Here is a 19,627-nt window from a genome sequence, read left to right on the forward strand (position 1 = left end):
ACGGCTTAATGCGCTTTAAATGAACAAATCTTTAACCGGCGTAGGACAGCCTGCCAAGATTTTTTTATGGTAAATAGCGCTTAAGTCCTCAACCTCAACGCAAATTTGTAAGGTGGCGCGACCAGACTGCGACTCGCAAAGTGCTTTTTCAATGGTGTTGACCAAAAGCGCGGCAAGCTGATTTTTGGTGGTCTCATCGCGACCTGCCATGATTTTTAATTGCGCGTAAATAAAGCCATCAGCTTGCTCATCATCTTCAACGCCCACCAAAAAGGTCGGAATATTAAGCAATCGCGATTTAATATCCGTTGCTGATTTAAAGTGACCGCTGTCCCAAAGTGCTTTATTGAGTGTTTTAAGCAGGCTTTCAGCATGGGCAATGACGACATTTGGCGTTGCTTGCAGAGTTAAATGCGGCATAATGTTCCTTGTTTTTTTATTATGAGTCGTATTTCAAATTTTCTATGATTTATGTAAGCGTTAAATATTTTCGCTAATATCAGCAAACTTAGCCGTTAAAGCCGTTGCCAAATCCTTTGGGGACAATTCAATTTCAAGACCTCGGCGACCGGCGCTGACAAAGATGGTGGCAAAGTTAGCTGCCGTCGTATCAATCACCGTTGGCAAGCGCTTTTTTTGACCTAAGGGGCTGACGCCGCCCAAAACGTAACCGGTGCTTTTTAATACCAAATTTGGCTCTGCCAGTTGCACTTTTTTGCAGCCCAAAGCCTTTGCCATTTTTTTAAAATTTAACGTCGTGGTGACCGGAACAATCGCCACGGCAAGCGCTTTGCTGTCGGTTTGAACCACCAAGGTTTTAAAAATCTGCGCGCCATCCTTATTCATTTTTTCAGCGGCTTCAAGCCCAAACGAGGCGGCATTACTGTCGTGGTCGAACTCATGAATGCGGTAAGTTAACTTGAGCTTATCGGCAAGGTTGATGGCAGGGGTCATTGACTCTCCAGTGAAATGCGACAAAGTTTTAGCTAAAAATTGGTAAAGCCATCTCATCTTACGCAAAATGGGGGCTGAAATAAACTATTTTACGATTTGGTTAATAAAGTGTATATATCGCTTTGGCGGCTTTTATCACCATTCACCGTAAAACCATGCCGCCCTAAGCATGGATATCAGGCATTGTTTGTTGCTTATAATTAGCGCTTTTGCTAATATTAACTTGTTGCGTTGATTCAGCCAGTAGGCTGGCGTGACATGGTAACACCTTAAATACCTCCTAGTTTGTGGCGTGTCCTTTGACAATCCTAACGGTAGCCACAATCTTAGAATAAGACCTGAGCACTAAGATCTAAACATCATGGTATTAGCAAAGGTCGCGGTCGGGCTTGACCGTCTAGCGGTAGGAATCCCCTCTCTTTAGAGAGGTGAGGAAGTCAAGGCATCATAATCAGCATGATTTGCCCATTTGCCCCTATTTATAATTGATTTATGATGATGCCAAAATTTTTATTAAAAAAAGCCAAGCGTAACCGTCAAACAGACGACCCAAATACCTTGCCCCTGCCTTACGCCAATGCGCCCATCAATCAGCTGTACCGAAAGCTGTCAGGGCAAGCGCTGGATTTGGCAGTCAAGCCCAAACTGCTTGGTGAGTTGCCAAATATCGACAATAACGGCACGCTCACTTTTTATGTGCTGCAAGATTATTCGCGCTCAAACAGCATTTTAATTGATTTGCAGTCGCAAGAATATCACTTACCGCCGGCGCTGGCTCAAGTTCAAGATACCGCGCATCACATCGATGAAAATGCAGCGATTGTCTTTTTGCATCACCCCAAAGCCAAAAATGAGCAGCTCTCCCCGAGATTATCGCGTCTTGTGGCGGCAAGTTTGCAATTTCCTGAATTAAACATTCAACTGGTTCCGGTGTCGATTTTGTGGGGTCGCGCCCCTGAAAAAGAGGACTCGCTATTTAAGCTCTTGGTCGCGGACAACTGGCAAGACCCAAGCATCAGTAAGCAGCTGTTTAACATCGGCGTGATGGGCCGTGACACCTTTGTTCAGTTTCATGAGCCGCAGGATTTACGGGCGCTGATTCAAGATTATTTGCTTGACGGTGAGGTCGCGCCGAGCGATTTACTAAGCGCAAATTTAGCCGGTCAAGCTAATCAAGCAAGTAGCCGCGACCTTATTAGCACTGATATTGCCAATCGCGAGTTGGTTCAGCATTTGCAGTCGCAATTGGGCGGCTATTTGGACAAGCAGCGCGCTTGTATGCTGGGGCCTGACTTGTCCGATAAGCGCAACTTGGTGGACAAACTCATTTACTCGCCGGCGCTCAAACACGCCATCGAGCGTGAAGCCGATGAAGAAAACATCAGCGAAAAAGAGGCGCGGGCGCGGGCGCGCGGCTATGCTTATGAGATGGTCAATGACTACTCCTATCCGATTATCCGCGTGTTTGATAAGTTTTTAACTTGGCTTTGGACTCAGCTTTATGATGGCGTTGAGGTGCATCATTTTGAGCGCGTTCGGGCATTGGCAGCGGATTACGAGATTATTTACGTGCCGTGTCATCGCAGTCACGTGGATTATTTATTATTATCCTACGTGATTTATAAACGTGGTTTAAGCATTCCTTATATCGCCGCAGGCGACAATTTAGACGCACCAGTGCTTGGGTCACTGCTTCGCGGCGCGGTGGCGTTTTTTATCCGCCGAAGCTTTCGCGGCAATGCTCTTTATACGGCGGTGCTTCGTGAATATTTGCATACGCTTATCAGCCGAAATACGCCAATTGAGTACTTTATCGAAGGCGGTCGCTCACGCTCAGGGCGACTGTTGCCGCCAAAAATGGGCTTATTAGCGATGACCGTTCATAGCCAACTTCGCAAAACCAATAAGCCGGTGGTATTTATCCCAACCTTTATCGGCTATGAGCGCATCATGGAGGGCGGCACCTATATTGGCGAGCTGAAAGGCAAACCCAAAGAGTCCGAATCGCTCATGGGACTATTAAAGGTCAGCCGAAAAATCGAGCGCATTTTTGGTGACGTTCATTTAAGCTTTGGCACGCCCTTGTATTTAAGCGACTTTATGACTAAGTTTGATGTCGCGCCAAACAGCTTGCCCGCTGACCGAACCGACACGCCCTTTGATAAAAATGCCAGCGCCATGGTGGATAATATCGGCGTGAAAATCATGCAAAATATCAATAAGGCGGCGGTGATTAATCCAGTGTCGCTGCTTTCACTGGTCTTATTGTCCGCGCCAAAAAATGCCCTTGATGAAAACGTTTGCCGCGAGCAAATCGCCCTTTATCAAGGTATTGCCCGAGCCATGCCCTATGCCGATGATACGGTCATCACCGAGTTGACCCCGCAGCAAATTATCGATTACGGCATCAAACTTAAACTTATTGAGCGAACGCCGCACGTGTTAGGCGACATTATCAAAGTTGCCGATAAGCAAGCGGCGCTGCTAAGCTATTTTCGCAATAATATCCTGCACGTGTTTATTTTGCTGTCATTTTTGGCGGCGCTTGTGGCACGAAACGGCCGCATTAAACGCAGCCGCTTGGATGATATTGTCACCCAATTATATCCATTTTTACAAAGCGAGCTGTTTTTATATTATCCGGCGCATGGGCTTATGGACGTTCTCAATCAAAAAATTGATAACCTCATTGAGCATCAATTGATTGTTGATTTGGGCGACGGTTATTTAAGCATTCCGGACGCCAATAGCCGCCATTATCAGCAGTTAGAAGTCCTTGCTGCCCCCGTCGGTCAAAGCCTTGAGCGCTATTCTATGACGCTGGTTTTACTCTCGCAGCAGGGCTCGGGCAATTTAACCGCCGATGAAGTCATTGATTTATGTCACTTATTAGGTCAGCGCTTGTCGGTACTGTATGCCGATGATATTCCGGACTTTTTTGACCGCTCTTTGTTTATCAGCTTTGTGAATGCGCTGATTCGCTTAGATTATTTGCAAAAAGATGAAGCCACCGGCGTATTAAGTTTTGATAAACGCATTGATGACATTGCCCATCATGCCAAATATGTCCTAAGCCCTGATGTGATGCAGATTTTAAAACAAGTGGCAAGCCTTGATGACGAGGCAATGACGCATGCAATGACCGAAATTAATAAGAAAAAGTCGCTGTTTAGCCGAAAGCGTTAATGGAAAAACGTTAATTGAAAGTCAAACAATAAAAAAGACCGCTTAACATGAGCGGTCTTTTTTTACTATGAAAAAGTTATCCGTTAACTGGCAATTTTTTTATACTTCATGCGTTTTGGGGTCGCATCATCGCCAAGCTGCTTTTTACGGTAAGCTTCAAACTCGCTGTAGTTGCCATCAAACCAAATCGGACCTTCGTCTTCAAAGGCTAAAATGTGGGTGGCAATGCGGTCAAGGAACCAGCGGTCATGCGACACCACCATGACTGAACCGGGGAACACCTGAATGGCATCCTCAAGCGCGCGCAAGGTTTCAATGTCCAAGTCGTTTGACGGCTCATCCAGTAAGATAACGTTGGCGCCTTGCTTCAGCGTTTTTGCCAGTTGCAAGCGGTTGCGCTCACCGCCGGACAGTTGACCGACGTATTTTTGTTGGTCTTGACCTTTAAAGTTAAAGCGACCAATATAAGCTCGGCTTGGGGTGGTGTAATCGCCAACGGTGATGATGTCCAAACCGTCCGACACTTCTTCCCAAACGGTCTTTTTGTCGTCCAAGTTGTCGCGAACCTGACCCACGTAAGCCACGCTCACGCTTTCGCCCAAGTCCACCGAGCCGGTATCGGGCTTGTCTTTGCCGGTAATCATGTTAAACAGCGTGGTTTTCCCCGCGCCGTTGGGACCAATAATCCCAACAATCGCGCCGGCAGGAACGTTAAAGCTTAAGTTTTCATAAAGCAAGCGGTCACCAAATGATTTTGAGATGTCATTAACTTCAATGACTTTGTTACCCAATCTTGGACCTGGTGGAATATAAATTTCCGCCGTCTCGTTGCGCTGCTGGAACTCTTTTGAGTTCAATTCCTCAAAGCGCTGAACGCGAGATTTGGACTTGGCTTGCTGACCTTTTTGGTTTTTGCGAATCCACTCAAGCTCTTTTTTCAGCGCTTTGGCAAACGACTCTTCTTGCTTTTGCTGCTGCTCTAGTCGCTTGTTTTTTTGCTCAAGCCACTCGGTATAGTTGCCCTCATAAGGGTAGCCATGACCGCGATCCAGCTCCAAAATCCACTGCGCCACGTTGTCCAAGAAGTAGCGGTCGTGGGTAATAGCAACAATCGTGCCACTGTAATTTTGTAAAAACTGCTCAAGCCAAGCGACCGATTCGGCGTCCAAATGGTTGGTCGGTTCATCAAGCAGCAGCATATCTGGGCGCGATAATAATAGGCGGCAGAGGGCAACGCGGCGCTTTTCGCCTCCTGACAATTTACTGACATCGGCGTCCCAAGGTGGGAGGCGCAGCGCATCGGCGGCTTTTTCAAGCTGAGTGTTTAAATTATGAGCATCCCAAGATTGGATGATATCTTCCATCTTACCTTGTTCTTCGGCAAGCTTATCAAAGTCGGCATCCGGCTCAGCATATTCAGCATAAATGGCATCAAGTCGCGCGAGCGCATCGAGCGCCTCACGCATGCCATCTTCGACGTTACCGCGAACGTCTTTGGTTTCATCCAATTGCGGCTCTTGCGGCAGGTAGCCAACTTTAGTGCCGGTTTGCGCTCGCGCCTCCCCGCTAAAGTCTTTATCCACCCCTGCCATGATGCGCAGCAAGGTTGACTTTCCGGCGCCGTTAATCCCAAGAACGCCGATTTTTGCGCCAGGGAAAAAGGATAAATTGATATTTTTTAAAATTTCGCGCTTAGGCGGAACAAGTTTTGACACGTTGTTCATCGTGTAGATATATTGTGCCATTGAATCTCCGATGGACGGCTGTTAGGGTGAAAGTTGCACAGCTAATTTCACAAAAAAAATGTGAATAATAACAAGCGCTTTGCTCACCTAAAAAAAGCAGTAAAATTGTTTGCCATTATCGCATTGTGGGGCGGTGGCTGCAAGCAAGGCGGGCAGTTTTGGGCGGGAAAGCTTGGAATTTGGCTAAAAGCAAATTTTTTAAAAGTGAAATCGTAAGATTTGCTGATAGTTTTATCCGGCGGATTATTTTAACTGCGCTTTTAGCAAAATTCCTTACCATAACCCTAAGCTTTGTTGTAGTAAATTTTTAAAGAACTAGGCATAATCTCACTATTAAAGATAAAAATTAACGATAAAAACGATGAACGACAACAGCCGGATTTAAAACAACAATCAATAACAATAAGGATTTAAGCCATGACCGATGATATCACCATCACTCATAATAAGGCGGCTAAGCGCTTTGAAGCCCACATCGACGGCAAAATAGGTTACCTAAGCTATCAAGACTTAGGGCAAAGCTTGGTATTTGACCACACCATCGTCCCGCAAGCGCTCGGCGGTCGCGGCGTAGGCTCAGCGCTTGTTAAGCGCGGTCTTGATTTTGCCCGTGATGAGCACAAAAAAGTCGTCCCGCAATGCTCGTTTGTGGCAAGTTATATGAAAAAGCATCCAGAATATCAAGCCTTAAAGGCTTAAGTTTATTTAGCAATTGCTTGGCAAGATTAGAACGGTAATACTTGATTTACTAAGGAAAATAGACTTTTTACGCTCTAATATTTAACCGTATCTTTTTAACCACACCAAAAACCCGACTGTCACTTACAGCTGGGTTTTTTGTCCCCTAAGCCTTACTTTCAATGGATAATAAGGACAATAATAATGAGTAGCTTATACGACCATCAAGTAGATTTGCAGCTTGAAGAGTTAGCCGGTTGGCAGCGCGATGGCAACAGTATTGTTAAAACGTATATTTTTAATGATTTTATTGAGGCAATGAGTTTTATGAATCAAGCGGCGTTTTATGCTGAAGCCTTAGAGCATCACCCTGAATGGCGCAATATTTATAACGTGGTGGAAGTTCGCTTGATGACCCATGATACCGGCGGCATCACCAGTCACGACATTCGCTTAGCACGCCGGATGGAATATATCGTTCAGCCCAAAAGCTTGTAACTTATCACTTATCACCTGCAACTTATCAAGAGTTATCTTTGATGACTCTGTGAGGTTAACTATAAAAAACGTCCTAGAGTTAGGACGTTTTTTATTGTCGCTGCTTTATTTTATGATTACATTCTGCGGCTAACAAACGCTACGATAAACAAAATCACAGCAACGACTAGGAAAATATAAGCCAAGTTGGCAGACAAGCCGGCAACACCGCCAAAGCCTAATACAGCCGCAATTAAAGCGATGACGGCAAAAATAATAGCCCACTGAAACATGATTTTTCTCCTCTTAATTTATTTATTTTTTCATCTAAAACCATTGCTAATTTCTTGGTAACGTGCTGATTTAAAGTCGTTTTTTTCTGCAATTCATTTTAGGAACTTGATTGTGATTTTTTTGGTTACCAATGACCTTATACTTTTTATTTAAATCATGAAATCAGAGTAGCAATTTTTTTAAAATTACTGCGTTCCTTTTGGTAATAGTGGCGCTATGTTATGTAATCTGTGTAGTAGTATGACAAGATTTGTAGCAATAATTGAGCAGTCAGTCAGTATTTGCTTATACTATTTAAGCGTTGTGTGACGATTATTGGGGACAAAATAAGGAGGCGACAATGCCAAACGCCATTGCAATTGACCTGTCTGAAACATCAAAGCGTGACTTTGACATTGTTCTTTATGGGGCAACAAGCTTTGTTGGCAAATTAACAGCAGAATATTTGGTGGACTTTTTACGCGCTGACAAGCTTGCCTGCGATAAAACACAAGCGTTAAAGCAAAATCGCCCAATTCGCTTTGCCATTGCCGGTCGCAATAAAGCCAAGCTCACGGCGCTTAAAAACAATCTTAGTGCGCCAGTCGCTAACGACCAAGCTACGGTCAATGATTTGGCTATCGGGGTTATCATTGCGGACAGTCAAGACGCCAACAGCCTTGAGATGCTGGCAAAAAAAGCCCGCGTGATTATTTCAACCGTAGGACCTTATTTGCAACACGGTGAGGGCTTAATTAAAGCTTGCTCGGAACATGGCACGGATTACGTTGATTTGACCGGTGAAGCTATTTTTATTAAAGACATGATGGATTGCTACCAAACTGCCGCTAAAAATAGCGGCGCGCGCATTGTCAACTCCTGCGGTTTTGATTCAATTCCATCGGACTTAGGGGTTTATTTCACTCAAAGCGTGGCAAAAGCACAATTTAATCAGCCGTGCTCAGAGATTCGTATGCGCGTTAAAGCGGCTAAAGGCGGGCTGTCTGGCGGAACGATTGCTTCAATGGCAGCAATTTTTAGTGATGTGGGACAAAATCGCTCGCGAAGACGCCAACTGGCAAATCCTTATTTACTCAACGATGACCCCAACGCGCCCCGAATCCGGCAAACCAAGCTGAATAAGCCGCAGTACGATATTCATCACAACCTTTGGCTTGCGCCCTTTGTGATGGAAAGTATCAATTCACGAATTGTTCATCGCAGCAATCAATTGCAAGGCTATGCTTATGGTCGTGAGTTTTGTTATGACGAGGCGGTTTGGATGAAAGATGGTATTCAAGGTCAGTTGATGAGCCTTGGCATGAGTGCGGCAATCATAAGTTTTGCCATTGCCATGAGTAATAACAGCAGCCGCGAGTTTTTAGCCAGTCATGTGCTTCCTAAATCTGGAACTGGACCTTCAAAAGCCGACCAAGACCACGGTTATTTTGACTTACGTTTTTTTGGGGAAACTCAAAATAAGGATACGATTCTCACCAAGGTGACCGGAAATAAAGACCCCGGTTATGGCAGCACCTCAAGGATGCTTGCCCAATCGGCGCTATGTTTGGCGTTGGATGTGACTAAAGACGAGCTTCAAGGCGGCTTTTGGACACCGGCGGCTGCCTTTGGCGACAAGCTGATTTGTCGGCTTGAAAGGTTTGCGGGCATAAAATTTACCCTCATGTCTTAACTAAAACTGGTCAATTTAGCGCTCTTGTTTTGCCTAATAAAGTTATGGTGATAAAACTTATTAGGAATTAACTGATTAATCCTGCTTAAGAATTTTTTAGCGTAGTCTTTAAGTAAAACTATCGTGAGGTTTGGCTATTTTTACTACATATCACTACAAAATATTAGCGTAAGCATACAATCCTTAGGCAAAGCCTACTTTACTATGTGGATTGGTAAAAATAATTACCTACCCTTAATTTTTTGATTGCAAAATTGCAAGATAGGAGAAAATGGTGGCAGTTAACTTATTATCCACTAAGCTGTTCATAAATACAGCGCTAGTTTCAGGGCTGGTTATGGCAGCAAGCTCAGCCAATGCCGCGATGAAAACCGATGCTCATGGCAACGTCGGCTATGATACGTATGAGGAGTGCGTGGCAGCCATTGAAGATGGTTCTGCCAAATTCTACACCCCCTATACGTATCAACAGCCAAAACGCGGCGCAGGTGAAGCTAGCGTGAAAAAAATGCGCTTATCTGAGGTGACCATCCCAAAACATATTGTGAGCGCTCAGTCATTAAAAGCCGACCATTATAAAGGCGGCGCTTGTGATTTGGGCGTGGGTCAGTCCAATGGTCGTTATGGCGTTTCCGGCGCTTTGGTGGGTAAATACGTGCCCATTGCCGCGGACATGCCGGTCAACGTTTATATGGATAAAAAAGGCAATCCAGTTCGCTTAACCATGCAGCAATGTGACAACCATTTTAGTCACAAATTCCCAATGCCGGTGTCTTATTCTGCCGATGCTAGCAGCCCAGAAGCCCCTGCCCCTGCTCCTGAAATTGCCATTGAAGAAGAGCGCATTGCCACGCCGGTAGTGATTGAAACCAATCAAGTGATTCGCCCATCTGCGCAAGTCAGAAAAGTAGAAAGCACCGCTAAAACCGCCGTTGCCGCCGCCAATGCTCAACAAGCAGTTCAGTTAACCCCAAAATCAGAAACGGCGGTTTTGACAGATGCCACTATCGATAGCGCTGAGGAAGTTGAACTGATTGAGCTTGAAGCGCCGCAAACGGGGGATGGTTTGGTTGAAGCCGACGCCGATGAGGTCGTAATTATTGAACAATAAGCTATTGAGCAGCAAGTTATTGAATAAAAATTACTGAACTGTCAGGTTTACCATCAATAAAAAAACAAAAAAGCGGCTTAGGAGATAAGCCGCTTTTTTGATGTCATTTAAATTTTAAAAAATTTATTTACCGCCTTTTTTTACGCCCGCTTCTTGCAGCAAGGCGCCAAACGTGCCGATTTTAGCAGGGGCATCCGTTTTTGGTTTTGCGGCTTTATGAGGTCGGTTTTGCGGTTTGCCATTGTCTTTTCGCGGCGCGGATTTTTCTTTAGCGCCTTTATATGGCTTAGCTTGACGTGAAGGCTCAGAAGTTTTGGCGTTGTCTTTAGCCGCATGTTGCGCTGATGCAGCTTTTGATGCGCTCTTGTCTTGCTCAGCTTTCATGCTAAAGCCAATTCGACCGCGGGCTTCATCGATAGAAATCACCCGAACGCTGACAATGTCACCGGGTTTAACGCGGTTCATCGGGTCGGCAACAAAATCGTTTGCCATTTGCGAGATATGCACCAAGCCATCTTGGTGAACGCCGACATCCACAAAGCAGCCAAAAGCGGTAACGTTGGTCACAACGCCTTCTAGCACCATGCCCTCGGTTAAGTCTTTGATGCTGTTGACATCATCGCGGAAATTGGCGGTTTTAAACTCAGGTCTTGGGTCGTGGGCAGGTTTGGCAAGCTCATCAATGACGGCTTTCACGCCAACGCCACTGTCATCGTTAACTGCGGTTATATCCAAGCGCGATAATGCCTCACTATTACCAAGAACGTCCTCAAGGCGCAATCCTGATTGGCTGAGCAGCTCATTGACCAAGCCATAGCTTTCAGGGTGAACACCGGTGGCATCAAGGGCGTTATCCCCTGAGCGAATCCGCAAAAATCCGGCCGCTTGCTCAAAGGTTTTGCTGCCAAGTCTTGGCACGTTTTTTAAAGCGTCGCGGTTGCTAAACGCACCATTTTCGCGGCGATAGTTGACGATTTGCTGAGCCACGTTGCGGTTAAGCCCCGCAATGTGCGCTAAAATCGCAGGGCTTGCGGTATTCACATCAACGCCAACGGCGTTTACGCTGTCTTGGGTAACTTTATCAAGGCTATCGGCAAGCTGATTTTGGTTGACGTCGTGCTGATATTGACCAACACCAATGGCTTTGGGGTCAACTTTAACCAGCTCTGATAAGGGGTCTTGAAGCCTTCGCGCAATCGATACCGCGCCGCGAACCGAAACGTCCAATTCTGGCAATTCATCGCTTGCAAGCTCACTGGCGGAATAAACAGATGCGCCCGATTCATTCACAATGACCGCTCGCGCTTTTAGGCTACTGTTTGCCGCTAAAATGTCTTTAATCATCGCATCGGTTTCGCGGCTAGCCGTGCCGTTACCAATGGCAATTAAATCCACATTATAAGTGCTTAACAAGTCATCAATGACGGCTTTTGCTTCGGTCATTTTATTGTCAGGGGCAAACGGATACACAGTTGCAGTGACAAATTTGCCATCGCCATCGGTCATCACCTGACCTTGGTCGTCAATCAGCGCCATTTTGACGCCGTGACGGATGCCAGGGTCAACGCCCAAAATCACTTTGCGACCGGCAGGGGCTGCCATAAGCAGATGCTGTAAATTGTTAGCAAACACCTCAATGGCGTCCGCTTCAGCAGCTAAACGCTTTTCAGTTAAAAGACGGTGCTCAATATGCGGTCGCCATTTGTCCGACCAAAGCTTATGAGCCGCTTCTAACAAAAACTCGCGGCGCGGCATTGGCTCTACATTGGCAAGCTGAAAATGGCTAACGATTTTTTCGATAAATGGCGCATCTTCGCCATCGATTTTAAGCCCCAAGACGTTTTCTTGGCGACCGCGAAGCATGGCAAGCAGGCGGTGATTAGGAAGGCGGGCTAAGCTTTCTGAATGCTCAAAATAGTCTTTGAACTTTTCACCGACTTCGCGTTTGTCATCGCTTGCCACGTTTGAGACGATTTGCGCAGTTTTGGCAAAGCCTTGACGCAGATTATCGAGCAAATCTAACGCTTGTGTCCAATCATCAATGATAATCGCTTGAACCCCAATAAGCTGCTTATCAATATTGTTAAACGCCTCTAAATCCAACTCTTGGTGGTCAGCATTGTCCGCACTGTCAGTAGTTGGCAATTGATAGTCATTAAGCGCCTCGGTTGGCGCAACTTCATGTTGCAAAATAGTGTCGGCAACAGGCGCAAGCCCCACAGCGCGAGCTTTTGCTGCCAAAGAGCGGCGGCGTGGTCGATACGGTAAATAGATGTCTTCAAGCTCAAGCTTGGATTTGGCAGACTCAATGCGAGCGCTTAATTCATCGGTTAAATTGCCTTGATTGCTCAAAAGCTCAATGATTTTTTGGCGGCGGCTTGCCATATCGCGCTCATAATTGAGCGCTTTTTCAAGGGCGCGCAGCTTAACATCGTCCAAGTTTTGAGTTTTATCTTTTCGGTAGCGCGCAATAAACGGCACGGTCGCGCCTTCATCATAAAGGGTGACAAACGCATTAACCTGCGCGGTATTGATACCAAGACTTGCCGCCAATTTGGCGTAGATGGCGGTGTTTTGCTCAGCAGTTAAACTGGCTTTAGGTTGCTGCTGCGAAGACGTTTGGGAATCAGTGCTACTCATATCCGTATCTATCACTAAAAAATGTCACTTGGCATTATAGCAAAAGCTGAATGAATAAAAATCCTTTTTATTGCCGCCAAGTTTAATTATCAAAATTAGCGCCAAAGCTTGTAAACAAACGCATACAGCAAATGTGACCTTAAATGATGCAAAAGTCGGTACAATCTTATAAACTAAAGTGGCAGGGTGATAAGATTTTAAAGTAAAACGAAAGTTTTAATTTTTAAGGATAAATAATTTTTTTTGCTGACCCACTGCATAAAAACTTGGCGATAACAACACTGACAATAATAAGCTTTTAAGGATTTTGGCATGACTGATAACACCACTCCCAATACCGATACCATGACTCAGCGCATTTTAGTGGTCGATGATGACGCCCGCTTGCGCTCGCTTTTGCAGCGCTTTTTGGAAGACGACGGCTTTGTGGTTCGCACCGCTCACGACGCAAGCCAAATGGACAAGCTCATGCAGCGCGAGCTGTTCTCGCTTGTCGTTCTTGATTTGATGCTCCCAGGTGAAGATGGCATCAGCATCTGTAAACGCCTTCGCGCGGAAAATGCCGACATTCCTATCATTATGCTGACTGCAAAAGGTGGTGATGCCGACCGCATTGCAGGGCTTGAGGCGGGTGCAGACGACTATCTGCCAAAACCATTTAACCCAAAAGAGTTGCTTGCGCGAATCAAAGCGGTTCTTCGCCGCCAAAACCGCGAATTGCCCGGCGCGCCAAGTTATCAGCTAGAAGTCGTTGAATTTGGACCTTGGACGCTTGATTTATCTACCCGAACGCTCAAACGCGACGGCAACGTGGTTACCTTAACCACCGGCGAGTTTTCCGTATTAAAAGCTTTAGTTCAGCATCCGCGCGAGCCGTTAACCCGCGATAAACTGATGAATCTTGCTCGCGGCCGCGAGTGGGGCGCGATGGAGCGCTCAATCGACGTTCAAGTATCGCGCCTTCGCCGCTTAATTGAAGACAATCCGTCACAAGCGCGCTATATCCAAACCGTTTGGGGCGTAGGCTACGTGTTTGTTCCTGATGAAGCTGCAACAGAAAATACCGCTCCTGAAGCTTAATTTTTTATTTTTTTGCTTAGCTTGTTTTTCCGTTTAATTTATTTTTCCATTTAGCCATAAAAAAACCGATTCGCAAATTGCCATCGGTTTTTTTATATTTAGCAAAAAATTTAGCAAAATTATTGTTAAATTAACGCAGCTGACTGTCTTTACTGCCGCGGCGGTTAAACAGCTCCACCTTTTTTGCCTGACTTTCAAGCTCGCTTTGGCAGCGGACGCAGTGCTGAACGCCTTTTAATGCTTTCCGGCGCGCCTCCGGAATCGCCTCACCGCACTCATCGCAAAATTCAGCGCTCTCGCCCCTTGGTAGCGCGCGCCGAGCTCGGTCTAGGGCATCATTGACCGTGGCGTCCATTTGTTCGTGCTCTGCGCCATCTCGTGACCAACCACCTGCCATGTTATTTCCTTTTTTAAAATTTAAAAACGCTTCAATAACAATAAGATGGCGACAAATTAGCGGTTTTCAATAGAACAATAATCTTAATCTTTTGGTTGCAATGCCACCACTTGACCACGAACGCCAATGCTGTCATCACTCATCAAGCAAACGTAGCCTACCATGATGTCCTCAGGCGTTTTAAGGCTTAACGGATTCTCCCCAGGGTAGGCATGAGCGCGCATATTGGTTCGCGTCGCCCCCGGATTGATGCAATTAAAGCGTAAATTGGTGGTGTTTTGCGTTTCTTGAGTGAAAATATCGCTCATGCCCTCAACCGCTTGCTTGGATAACGCATAAGCGCCCCAAAAGGCTTTCGGGTTCGTTCCCACTGAACTTGTGGTAAATACAATCGAGCCGTTTGGCGCATCTTTAAGCCGTGGCAGCATGGCTTGGGTCAGCATAAAAGTGGCGGTCAAATTCACTTTCATCACCTCGGCAAAGGTATGAACATCGTACATTTCAAGCGGAGTGAGGCTTCCCAAAATTCCTGCGTTATGCAGCAGTCCATCAAGCGCGCCAACTTCTTTATGAATCATTTGTTCAAGCTGCTGCATCTCTGCATAGGTGGCGCTTTCAAGGTTCATCGGCAGCATGGCAGGCTGAGCGCCGCCCATACTTTCAATCTCATCATAAACGTATTCAAGCTTGCTGCTGGTGCGCCCAAGCAGCAACACGGTCGCGCCAAAGCTTGCGTAAGTGAGCGCTGCCACCCGACCAATCCCGTCGCCGGCGCCGGTCACCAAAATGGTTTTACCTAAAAGGCAGTCGCTTTTTGGAACAAAATTGCGAATGTCGTCATGGCTCAAAGTTGCTTTATTATTAGCTATCATTCAAGTTCTCACTTTGGCAAGGTTGTCAATTAAAATCATGAAGTAAAAAGTTAAGCGGCGAAATAAGCAAATTCATCTGACAATAATAAGTCATAAAGCGCTTCGGGCGTGGCAATGATATAGTCCGCGCCCCAATCTTCAAGGCGGTCTTTATCCTCAGGCGGAATATAACCGTAAGCCGCTAAAATCGTTTTCATCCCAGCTGCTGCCCCTGCCTCGATATCGCGAACATGGTCGCCGACGTAAATGACGTTTTGCGCAGCAGATTTTGGCAAGTTTAATTTATCAAGGGCAAGCAGCATCGGCTCAGGGTCGGGCTTGGGATTGCTAACGTCTTGCGGGCAAACCAAAACTGAGCAGCGCTTGTCCAAATTAAGCGCGGATAATAAGTCTTCTGCCAAATAGCGCGGCTTATTGGTGACAATGCCCCAAGGAATATTGTTGGCTTCAAAGTGAGCCAAAACATCTTCAAGGCGGGTAAATAAGCAGCTGTCAACGCAAATATCCGCGGCGTAATCGTCCAAAAACTGCTGGCGAAATCCCAAAAGGGCTTTTTCATCGACGTCTAGCTGCTCATTATGGCGCAGCATCAATTTGACCATGGCGGACGCTCCTGCTGAAACTTGCTCGCGGATTAGCGCCTCTTCAGGAACTTGCCAACCATTTTGCGCGCTCATACAAGCAATAATGCGCACAAAATCGGCAGCAGTATCAATCAACGTGCCGTCCAAATCAAAAAGAACAGCGTTTATTTTTCGGCTCATAAGGGTGCTCAGTTGAAATAAATATAAGTTAACAGCGGCTTTTTTAATAGGTTTATCATTAATCTAAGATTAAACATGACCGTTCTTAAAACGCTCAACTGGTATAAATTTTTTTTGCTTGCTGTTCATTTTATTCACAGAGGCGGCAAAAAATTCATCCCAGCATCGCTTTATTCGCTTTTTTATTTTTACATTAAATTAAATCTATCACGGCTTTTTGACCGCCATCATATAATTGACATCGACGTTTTGCGCCAGCCAATAGCGCTTGGTGATGGGGTTATAATGTAGCCCAATAATATCTTGGCGCGCAAATCCTGAAGTCATTGCCATGCTGTCAAGCTCGGCGGGCGTGATAAATTTGCCGTAATCATGGGTACCGCGGTCAAGTAGGCGCAGCACGTATTCCGCGCCGATAATCGCAAATAAATACGATTTTGGATTGCGGTTAATGGTGGAGAGCACACAAACGCCGCCGGGTGCTAATAACTCAAAACACGCCTGAACGATGGCAGCAGGGTTGGGAACATGCTCAAGCATTTCCATACAAGTGACGATATCAAATTGACCTGCCTCGCGTTTTGCCAAGTCCTCCACCGCAATGTGCTCATAGCGTAAGGTAGTTTCAAGACCGCTTTGTTTGGCGTGAATCGTCGCCGCTTTAAGGTTTTCCTCCCCCAAATCAACGCCTAAAACGTCCGCGCCGCGCCGCGCCATCGATTCGGCTAAAATACCACCGCCGCAGCCGATATCAACGATTTTTTTACCTTTTAAGACGTTTGCCGTATCATCATCTGAGCCATAAACTCGGGCAGCATTGTCGCAAATCCAGTTCAGCCGCAAAGGATTGATTTGGTGCAAGGTGGCAAACGCGCCGGATTTGTCCCACCACTCATGAGCCAAATTGTTAAACTTGGCGATTTCACTGGCATCAACGTTGCTTTTGGCAGGGTTTGGCTTGCTGTTTGGATTGCCCTCAGCATTTTTGGCGTTTACTAAAGTTTGGCTCATCTCTTATCCTTTTTTATCATTATCAGTTATGGGCTTAAAAATAATTTTGGTCATTAAAAACACTGGCAACATCGTTTGCGCCTTGCGTAAAAAATGCAGGTCGCAATTGGCAATTCCCAATTATTCCTCATCATGGTAGCATGAGCGATAAAATTTGTCCTTTAACCATTCTGAAGGGTGCCAGATGGCAAAGTCAGCCAAGCCGAAACTTTGCTAAGACCTTGCTAAAACTGTTAATCAACTCTTGATAATGGTCACAGATTAACAACTTTTGGTTAAGGTTCTGATTCACAAGCGGTTATTATTTACGATATTATAGTCGACTTCGACGGCAATAAATAAATGCTTTGCCATGATTAACAACGGTGTTGTTTGTTGTTAAGTCAATTTTGCGGCAATGAAGATTTTACCCTGATTGTTGATTTGGTTTACCGCTGAACCCTTTTTTCTTCGATTTTTTGATTATCAAGCGCTTAAGGAAACTTTATGAAACGTGTTCTTGCTTTGACTGGGCTGACGGCAGCAATTGGGCTTGCCTCGATGGGGGCAACGGCCGCCGATTATGTCGCCGGAAAGGACTACCGCGTTCTTGACAACCCTGAAACCATCACCGGAAATACCATCATTGTTCGCGAGTTTTTTTGGTACGGCTGCCCGCATTGCTACACCTTAAACCCGCACATGGAAAAATGGGCAAAAACCAAACCTAAAGACGTGGCATTCTTCAAAACCCCTGCTGCGCTCAATCCAGTTTGGGAAGCCAATGCTCGCGGGTTTTACGCCGCGCAATTGTTAGGATTTGAAGACAAAACCCACGACGCGCTATTTGATGCGATTCAAAAAGACGGCAAAAAGCTGTTTGACCAAGCGTCTTTAAGCAAATGGTACGCTTCAAAAGGCGTTGACCAGAAAAAATTTAACAGCCTTTATAACTCATTTGCCGTTGGCACTAAAATTGGTCGCTCGCAAGCCGGCGCTAAGCGCTATCAGTTGTCCGGCGTTCCTGCCGTTGTCGTCCAAGGTAAATATGTGGTGACCGGCGAAGATGCCAATGTACCCAAAGTGGTCGATTACTTGGTGAAAAAAGTCCGCGCTGAGAAAAAATAAGCCGGATTTATCTCAAATTTTCAATAAAAAAGCCAATCTGTTCACGATTGGCTTTTTTATTCACGCTATAAATCAAAGCGAGCTATTTATTAAGCTGCGATAATAGCGCCACTTCGCGAATATAGCTTTGCAAATCGGCAACGGACTCAGCAAGCAGTTCATCATCTTGCAAATGACGGGCGTATTCAATCCAAAGCAAGAGCTGATAAAGGCTGTTGCGCTCAGAAGCTTGAAATTGCTTGGTAAACTGCTTAAGCGTGCCCTCGTCATGAATGTTGAGCCGCTCTTGCCAGCTCTCAATCTTGGCAATTTGTTCTTTAGCAAAAAACGCTTCAAACAAGGCTTTAACGAGCACATGGCGGTCTTCTTCCACCATCAGCTTGCCAACACGTTTGGTTTGGCGGTTGCGGGCATTGGCATTGGCATTGGTAATGTCGGCAAGGGCAAGCAATTCTGCCATAAAATAATCGCTTGCCGGCAGCGCTTTGAGCTGCTTTTTGGACAAATTTGCCAACGGAATTGCCAACTGCTGCAAGCGCTCGTGGGCTTTTTTCAGCTCCGTTCGGGAGACGCGCATGTCATGCTCAGACCAATTAATCATAACTACCCTTTTACTGTTTACAACTTTTCGTATTTTAAAATTGTGACGCCTAGCAAGCATTAACCGTTAAGTTAACTGCCAACGGTGTTTTTCACGGTGTTTAGCCACCACAATCAGCGCCTCTGGTAACTCATCAAGCATTTTTGCTAACGCTTCGGTGACAAATACCGAGCGGTGCTTGCCGCCGGTGCAGCCAATCGCAATGGTGACGGTATGGCGGTTGTTGTGCAAAAACTCTGGAAGCCAGCGCTGCAAAAAATTGCCAATATCGCACGTCATCTCGCTAACTTCCGGATAATCAGCAAAAAACTCACCAACGCTAGCATCAAGCCCCGTTGCCGCTCGCAGCGCAGGATTCCAATGCGGGTTGGGCAAAATGCGAACGTCAAATACAAAATCGGCATCAATCGGGCTGCCATATTTAAAGCCAAACGACAATAAATTGACCACGACTTTGTTGTCCGCGCCGATAAGCTCGCGAAGCCGTTCTTTTAATTGATGAATGTTTAATTTACTGGTATCAATTTTGATGTCGGCGCAATAGGCAATGGGTTCGAGCAATTCCGCTTCTTTTTCAATGGCAGCAGGCAAATTATAAGTATTTTCAGAACCGGCGCTGCTTGATGTTGCCATCAAGGGGTGAACGCGGCGGGTGGCGTTAAACCTTGCCACCAGTGTGCTTTCTTGGGCAGTCACGTAAATGACTTGGACTTGGTTGTCACCGTATTCTTGCTTAAGCCCTTGATAAATATCGGCAAATTTGGACAAATCAGCTTGCGGTGAGCGAATATCCACGCCCAAAGCAATCTTGCAAACGCTACTTTCACGGGTGAGCTTAAAAGCCGCATCGGGAACGAGCGATAACGGCAAATTGTCAATGGAATAATAGCCCAAATCCTCAAGCATATTAAGCACTGAGGTTTTCCCCGAGCCGGAACGTCCTGAAATCACCAAAATGCTCAGCTTATCGTCATCACAATAAAAAGTTGCAGGGTTGTTATTTAGGTTTTCCATGGCGTTTGTCATTCCCATTAAGTA

Annotated in this window: 18 protein-coding genes; 7 read left to right on the forward strand and 11 right to left on the reverse strand. The window is 45.9% G+C overall.

Annotation, left to right across the window (positions count from 1 at the left end; translation table 11 throughout):
• Positions 1–15 precede the first annotated feature (15 nt).
• Positions 16–420, reverse strand: a complete 405-nt coding sequence (locus ACZ5XY_RS05150; RefSeq protein WP_464743496.1) for a 5-carboxymethyl-2-hydroxymuconate Delta-isomerase — start codon at positions 418–420, stop codon at positions 16–18.
• A gap of 60 nt (positions 421–480) precedes the next feature.
• Entirely contained in the window at positions 481–954 is a 474-nt protein-coding gene (ybaK, locus tag ACZ5XY_RS05155) for a Cys-tRNA(Pro) deacylase (RefSeq protein ID WP_464743498.1), read from the reverse strand.
• Positions 955–1,446: 492 nt separating this feature from the next.
• On the opposite strand from ybaK, the gene plsB reads away from it, so the two are divergent.
• Complete coding sequence (gene plsB, locus ACZ5XY_RS05160) at positions 1,447–4,140, forward strand: glycerol-3-phosphate 1-O-acyltransferase PlsB (protein ID WP_464743500.1); 2,694 nt, start codon at positions 1,447–1,449, stop codon at positions 4,138–4,140.
• Between the two features lie 83 nt (positions 4,141–4,223).
• On the opposite strand, the gene ettA is transcribed toward plsB, so the two are convergent.
• A complete protein-coding gene (gene ettA, locus ACZ5XY_RS05165; protein ID WP_464743502.1) occupies positions 4,224–5,885 on the reverse strand; it encodes an energy-dependent translational throttle protein EttA in 1,662 nt (553 codons plus the stop codon).
• 417 nt (positions 5,886–6,302) lie between these two features.
• Between ettA and ACZ5XY_RS05170 the strand changes: the two genes are divergently transcribed.
• Complete coding sequence (locus tag ACZ5XY_RS05170) at positions 6,303–6,584, forward strand: GNAT family N-acetyltransferase (RefSeq protein ID WP_464743504.1); 282 nt, start codon at positions 6,303–6,305, stop codon at positions 6,582–6,584.
• Between the two features lie 183 nt (positions 6,585–6,767).
• Entirely contained in the window at positions 6,768–7,061 is a 294-nt protein-coding gene (locus tag ACZ5XY_RS05175) for a 4a-hydroxytetrahydrobiopterin dehydratase (protein ID WP_464743505.1), read from the forward strand.
• 116 nt (positions 7,062–7,177) lie between these two features.
• Here ACZ5XY_RS05175 and ACZ5XY_RS05180 read toward each other — a convergent pair whose 3' ends face one another.
• Entirely contained in the window at positions 7,178–7,333 is a 156-nt protein-coding gene (locus ACZ5XY_RS05180; RefSeq protein WP_464743507.1) for a DUF1328 domain-containing protein, read from the reverse strand.
• Positions 7,334–7,674: 341 nt separating this feature from the next.
• Here ACZ5XY_RS05180 and ACZ5XY_RS05185 point away from each other — a divergent pair, with 341 nt between their 5' ends.
• Complete coding sequence (locus ACZ5XY_RS05185) at positions 7,675–9,006, forward strand: saccharopine dehydrogenase family protein (RefSeq protein ID WP_464743509.1); 1,332 nt, start codon at positions 7,675–7,677, stop codon at positions 9,004–9,006.
• A gap of 337 nt (positions 9,007–9,343) precedes the next feature.
• Positions 9,344–10,117, forward strand: a complete 774-nt coding sequence (locus tag ACZ5XY_RS05190) for a hypothetical protein (RefSeq protein ID WP_464743511.1) — start codon at positions 9,344–9,346, stop codon at positions 10,115–10,117.
• Positions 10,118–10,240: 123 nt separating this feature from the next.
• Here ACZ5XY_RS05190 and ACZ5XY_RS05195 read toward each other — a convergent pair whose 3' ends face one another.
• Complete coding sequence (locus ACZ5XY_RS05195) at positions 10,241–12,757, reverse strand: Tex family protein (protein ID WP_464743513.1); 2,517 nt, start codon at positions 12,755–12,757, stop codon at positions 10,241–10,243.
• A gap of 312 nt (positions 12,758–13,069) precedes the next feature.
• Here ACZ5XY_RS05195 and ompR point away from each other — a divergent pair, with 312 nt between their 5' ends.
• Positions 13,070–13,837: an osmolarity response regulator transcription factor OmpR gene (ompR, locus tag ACZ5XY_RS05200; RefSeq protein WP_464743515.1), complete on the forward strand. Its 768-nt coding sequence runs from the start codon at positions 13,070–13,072 to the stop codon at positions 13,835–13,837.
• Positions 13,838–13,967: 130 nt separating this feature from the next.
• Here the strand turns inward: ompR and ACZ5XY_RS05205 are convergent, their stop codons facing one another.
• The 4 genes from ACZ5XY_RS05205 to ubiG form a co-directional block, all read right to left on the reverse strand.
• A complete protein-coding gene (locus ACZ5XY_RS05205; RefSeq protein ID WP_464743517.1) occupies positions 13,968–14,234 on the reverse strand; it encodes a DksA/TraR family C4-type zinc finger protein in 267 nt (88 codons plus the stop codon).
• A gap of 83 nt (positions 14,235–14,317) precedes the next feature.
• Positions 14,318–15,106, reverse strand: a complete 789-nt coding sequence (locus ACZ5XY_RS05210; protein ID WP_464743519.1) for a YciK family oxidoreductase — start codon at positions 15,104–15,106, stop codon at positions 14,318–14,320.
• Positions 15,107–15,156: 50 nt separating this feature from the next.
• Positions 15,157–15,870: an HAD family hydrolase gene (locus ACZ5XY_RS05215; protein ID WP_464743521.1), complete on the reverse strand. Its 714-nt coding sequence runs from the start codon at positions 15,868–15,870 to the stop codon at positions 15,157–15,159.
• Between the two features lie 207 nt (positions 15,871–16,077).
• A complete protein-coding gene (ubiG, locus tag ACZ5XY_RS05220; RefSeq protein WP_464743522.1) occupies positions 16,078–16,881 on the reverse strand; it encodes a bifunctional 2-polyprenyl-6-hydroxyphenol methylase/3-demethylubiquinol 3-O-methyltransferase UbiG in 804 nt (267 codons plus the stop codon).
• Between the two features lie 486 nt (positions 16,882–17,367).
• On the opposite strand from ubiG, the gene ACZ5XY_RS05225 reads away from it, so the two are divergent.
• Complete coding sequence (locus ACZ5XY_RS05225; protein ID WP_464743523.1) at positions 17,368–17,988, forward strand: thiol:disulfide interchange protein DsbA/DsbL; 621 nt, start codon at positions 17,368–17,370, stop codon at positions 17,986–17,988.
• A gap of 82 nt (positions 17,989–18,070) precedes the next feature.
• On the opposite strand, the gene yjgA is transcribed toward ACZ5XY_RS05225, so the two are convergent.
• Complete coding sequence (gene yjgA, locus ACZ5XY_RS05230) at positions 18,071–18,589, reverse strand: ribosome biogenesis factor YjgA (RefSeq protein ID WP_464743525.1); 519 nt, start codon at positions 18,587–18,589, stop codon at positions 18,071–18,073.
• Between the two features lie 66 nt (positions 18,590–18,655).
• Positions 18,656–19,603 (reverse strand): RNase adapter RapZ, encoded by a 948-nt coding sequence (gene rapZ, locus ACZ5XY_RS05235; protein WP_464743527.1) that lies wholly within the window; start codon positions 19,601–19,603, stop codon positions 18,656–18,658.
• Positions 19,604–19,627: the final 24 nt, after the last annotated feature.

It is taken from the genome of Psychrobacter sp. GTC18467 (assembly GCF_055397455.1).

What these genes read in the sequence shown, in the direction of transcription:
- ACZ5XY_RS05190 (WP_464743511.1), top strand. Translation starts at nt 9,344, where the DNA reads ATGGCAGCAAGCTCAGCCAATGCCGCGATGAAAACCGATGCTCATGGC.
- ACZ5XY_RS05195 (WP_464743513.1), bottom strand. Translation starts at nt 12,757, where the DNA reads ATGAGTAGCACTGATTCCCAAACGTCTTCGCAGCAGCAACCTAAAGCC.
- ACZ5XY_RS05180 (WP_464743507.1), bottom strand. Translation starts at nt 7,333, where the DNA reads ATGTTTCAGTGGGCTATTATTTTTGCCGTCATCGCTTTAATTGCGGCT.
- ybaK (WP_464743498.1), bottom strand. Translation starts at nt 954, where the DNA reads ATGACCCCTGCCATCAACCTTGCCGATAAGCTCAAGTTAACTTACCGC.
- ACZ5XY_RS05170 (WP_464743504.1), top strand. Translation starts at nt 6,303, where the DNA reads ATGACCGATGATATCACCATCACTCATAATAAGGCGGCTAAGCGCTTT.
- ACZ5XY_RS05225 (WP_464743523.1), top strand. Translation starts at nt 17,368, where the DNA reads ATGAAACGTGTTCTTGCTTTGACTGGGCTGACGGCAGCAATTGGGCTT.
- ompR (WP_464743515.1), top strand. Translation starts at nt 13,070, where the DNA reads ATGACTGATAACACCACTCCCAATACCGATACCATGACTCAGCGCATT.
- ACZ5XY_RS05210 (WP_464743519.1), bottom strand. Translation starts at nt 15,106, where the DNA reads ATGATAGCTAATAATAAAGCAACTTTGAGCCATGACGACATTCGCAAT.
- ettA (WP_464743502.1), bottom strand. Translation starts at nt 5,885, where the DNA reads ATGGCACAATATATCTACACGATGAACAACGTGTCAAAACTTGTTCCG.
- ACZ5XY_RS05215 (WP_464743521.1), bottom strand. Translation starts at nt 15,870, where the DNA reads ATGAGCCGAAAAATAAACGCTGTTCTTTTTGATTTGGACGGCACGTTG.
- rapZ (WP_464743527.1), bottom strand. Translation starts at nt 19,603, where the DNA reads ATGGAAAACCTAAATAACAACCCTGCAACTTTTTATTGTGATGACGAT.
- plsB (WP_464743500.1), top strand. Translation starts at nt 1,447, where the DNA reads ATGATGATGCCAAAATTTTTATTAAAAAAAGCCAAGCGTAACCGTCAA.
- ACZ5XY_RS05150 (WP_464743496.1), bottom strand. Translation starts at nt 420, where the DNA reads ATGCCGCATTTAACTCTGCAAGCAACGCCAAATGTCGTCATTGCCCAT.
- ACZ5XY_RS05175 (WP_464743505.1), top strand. Translation starts at nt 6,768, where the DNA reads ATGAGTAGCTTATACGACCATCAAGTAGATTTGCAGCTTGAAGAGTTA.
- ubiG (WP_464743522.1), bottom strand. Translation starts at nt 16,881, where the DNA reads ATGAGCCAAACTTTAGTAAACGCCAAAAATGCTGAGGGCAATCCAAAC.
- ACZ5XY_RS05185 (WP_464743509.1), top strand. Translation starts at nt 7,675, where the DNA reads ATGCCAAACGCCATTGCAATTGACCTGTCTGAAACATCAAAGCGTGAC.
- ACZ5XY_RS05205 (WP_464743517.1), bottom strand. Translation starts at nt 14,234, where the DNA reads ATGGCAGGTGGTTGGTCACGAGATGGCGCAGAGCACGAACAAATGGAC.
- yjgA (WP_464743525.1), bottom strand. Translation starts at nt 18,589, where the DNA reads ATGATTAATTGGTCTGAGCATGACATGCGCGTCTCCCGAACGGAGCTG.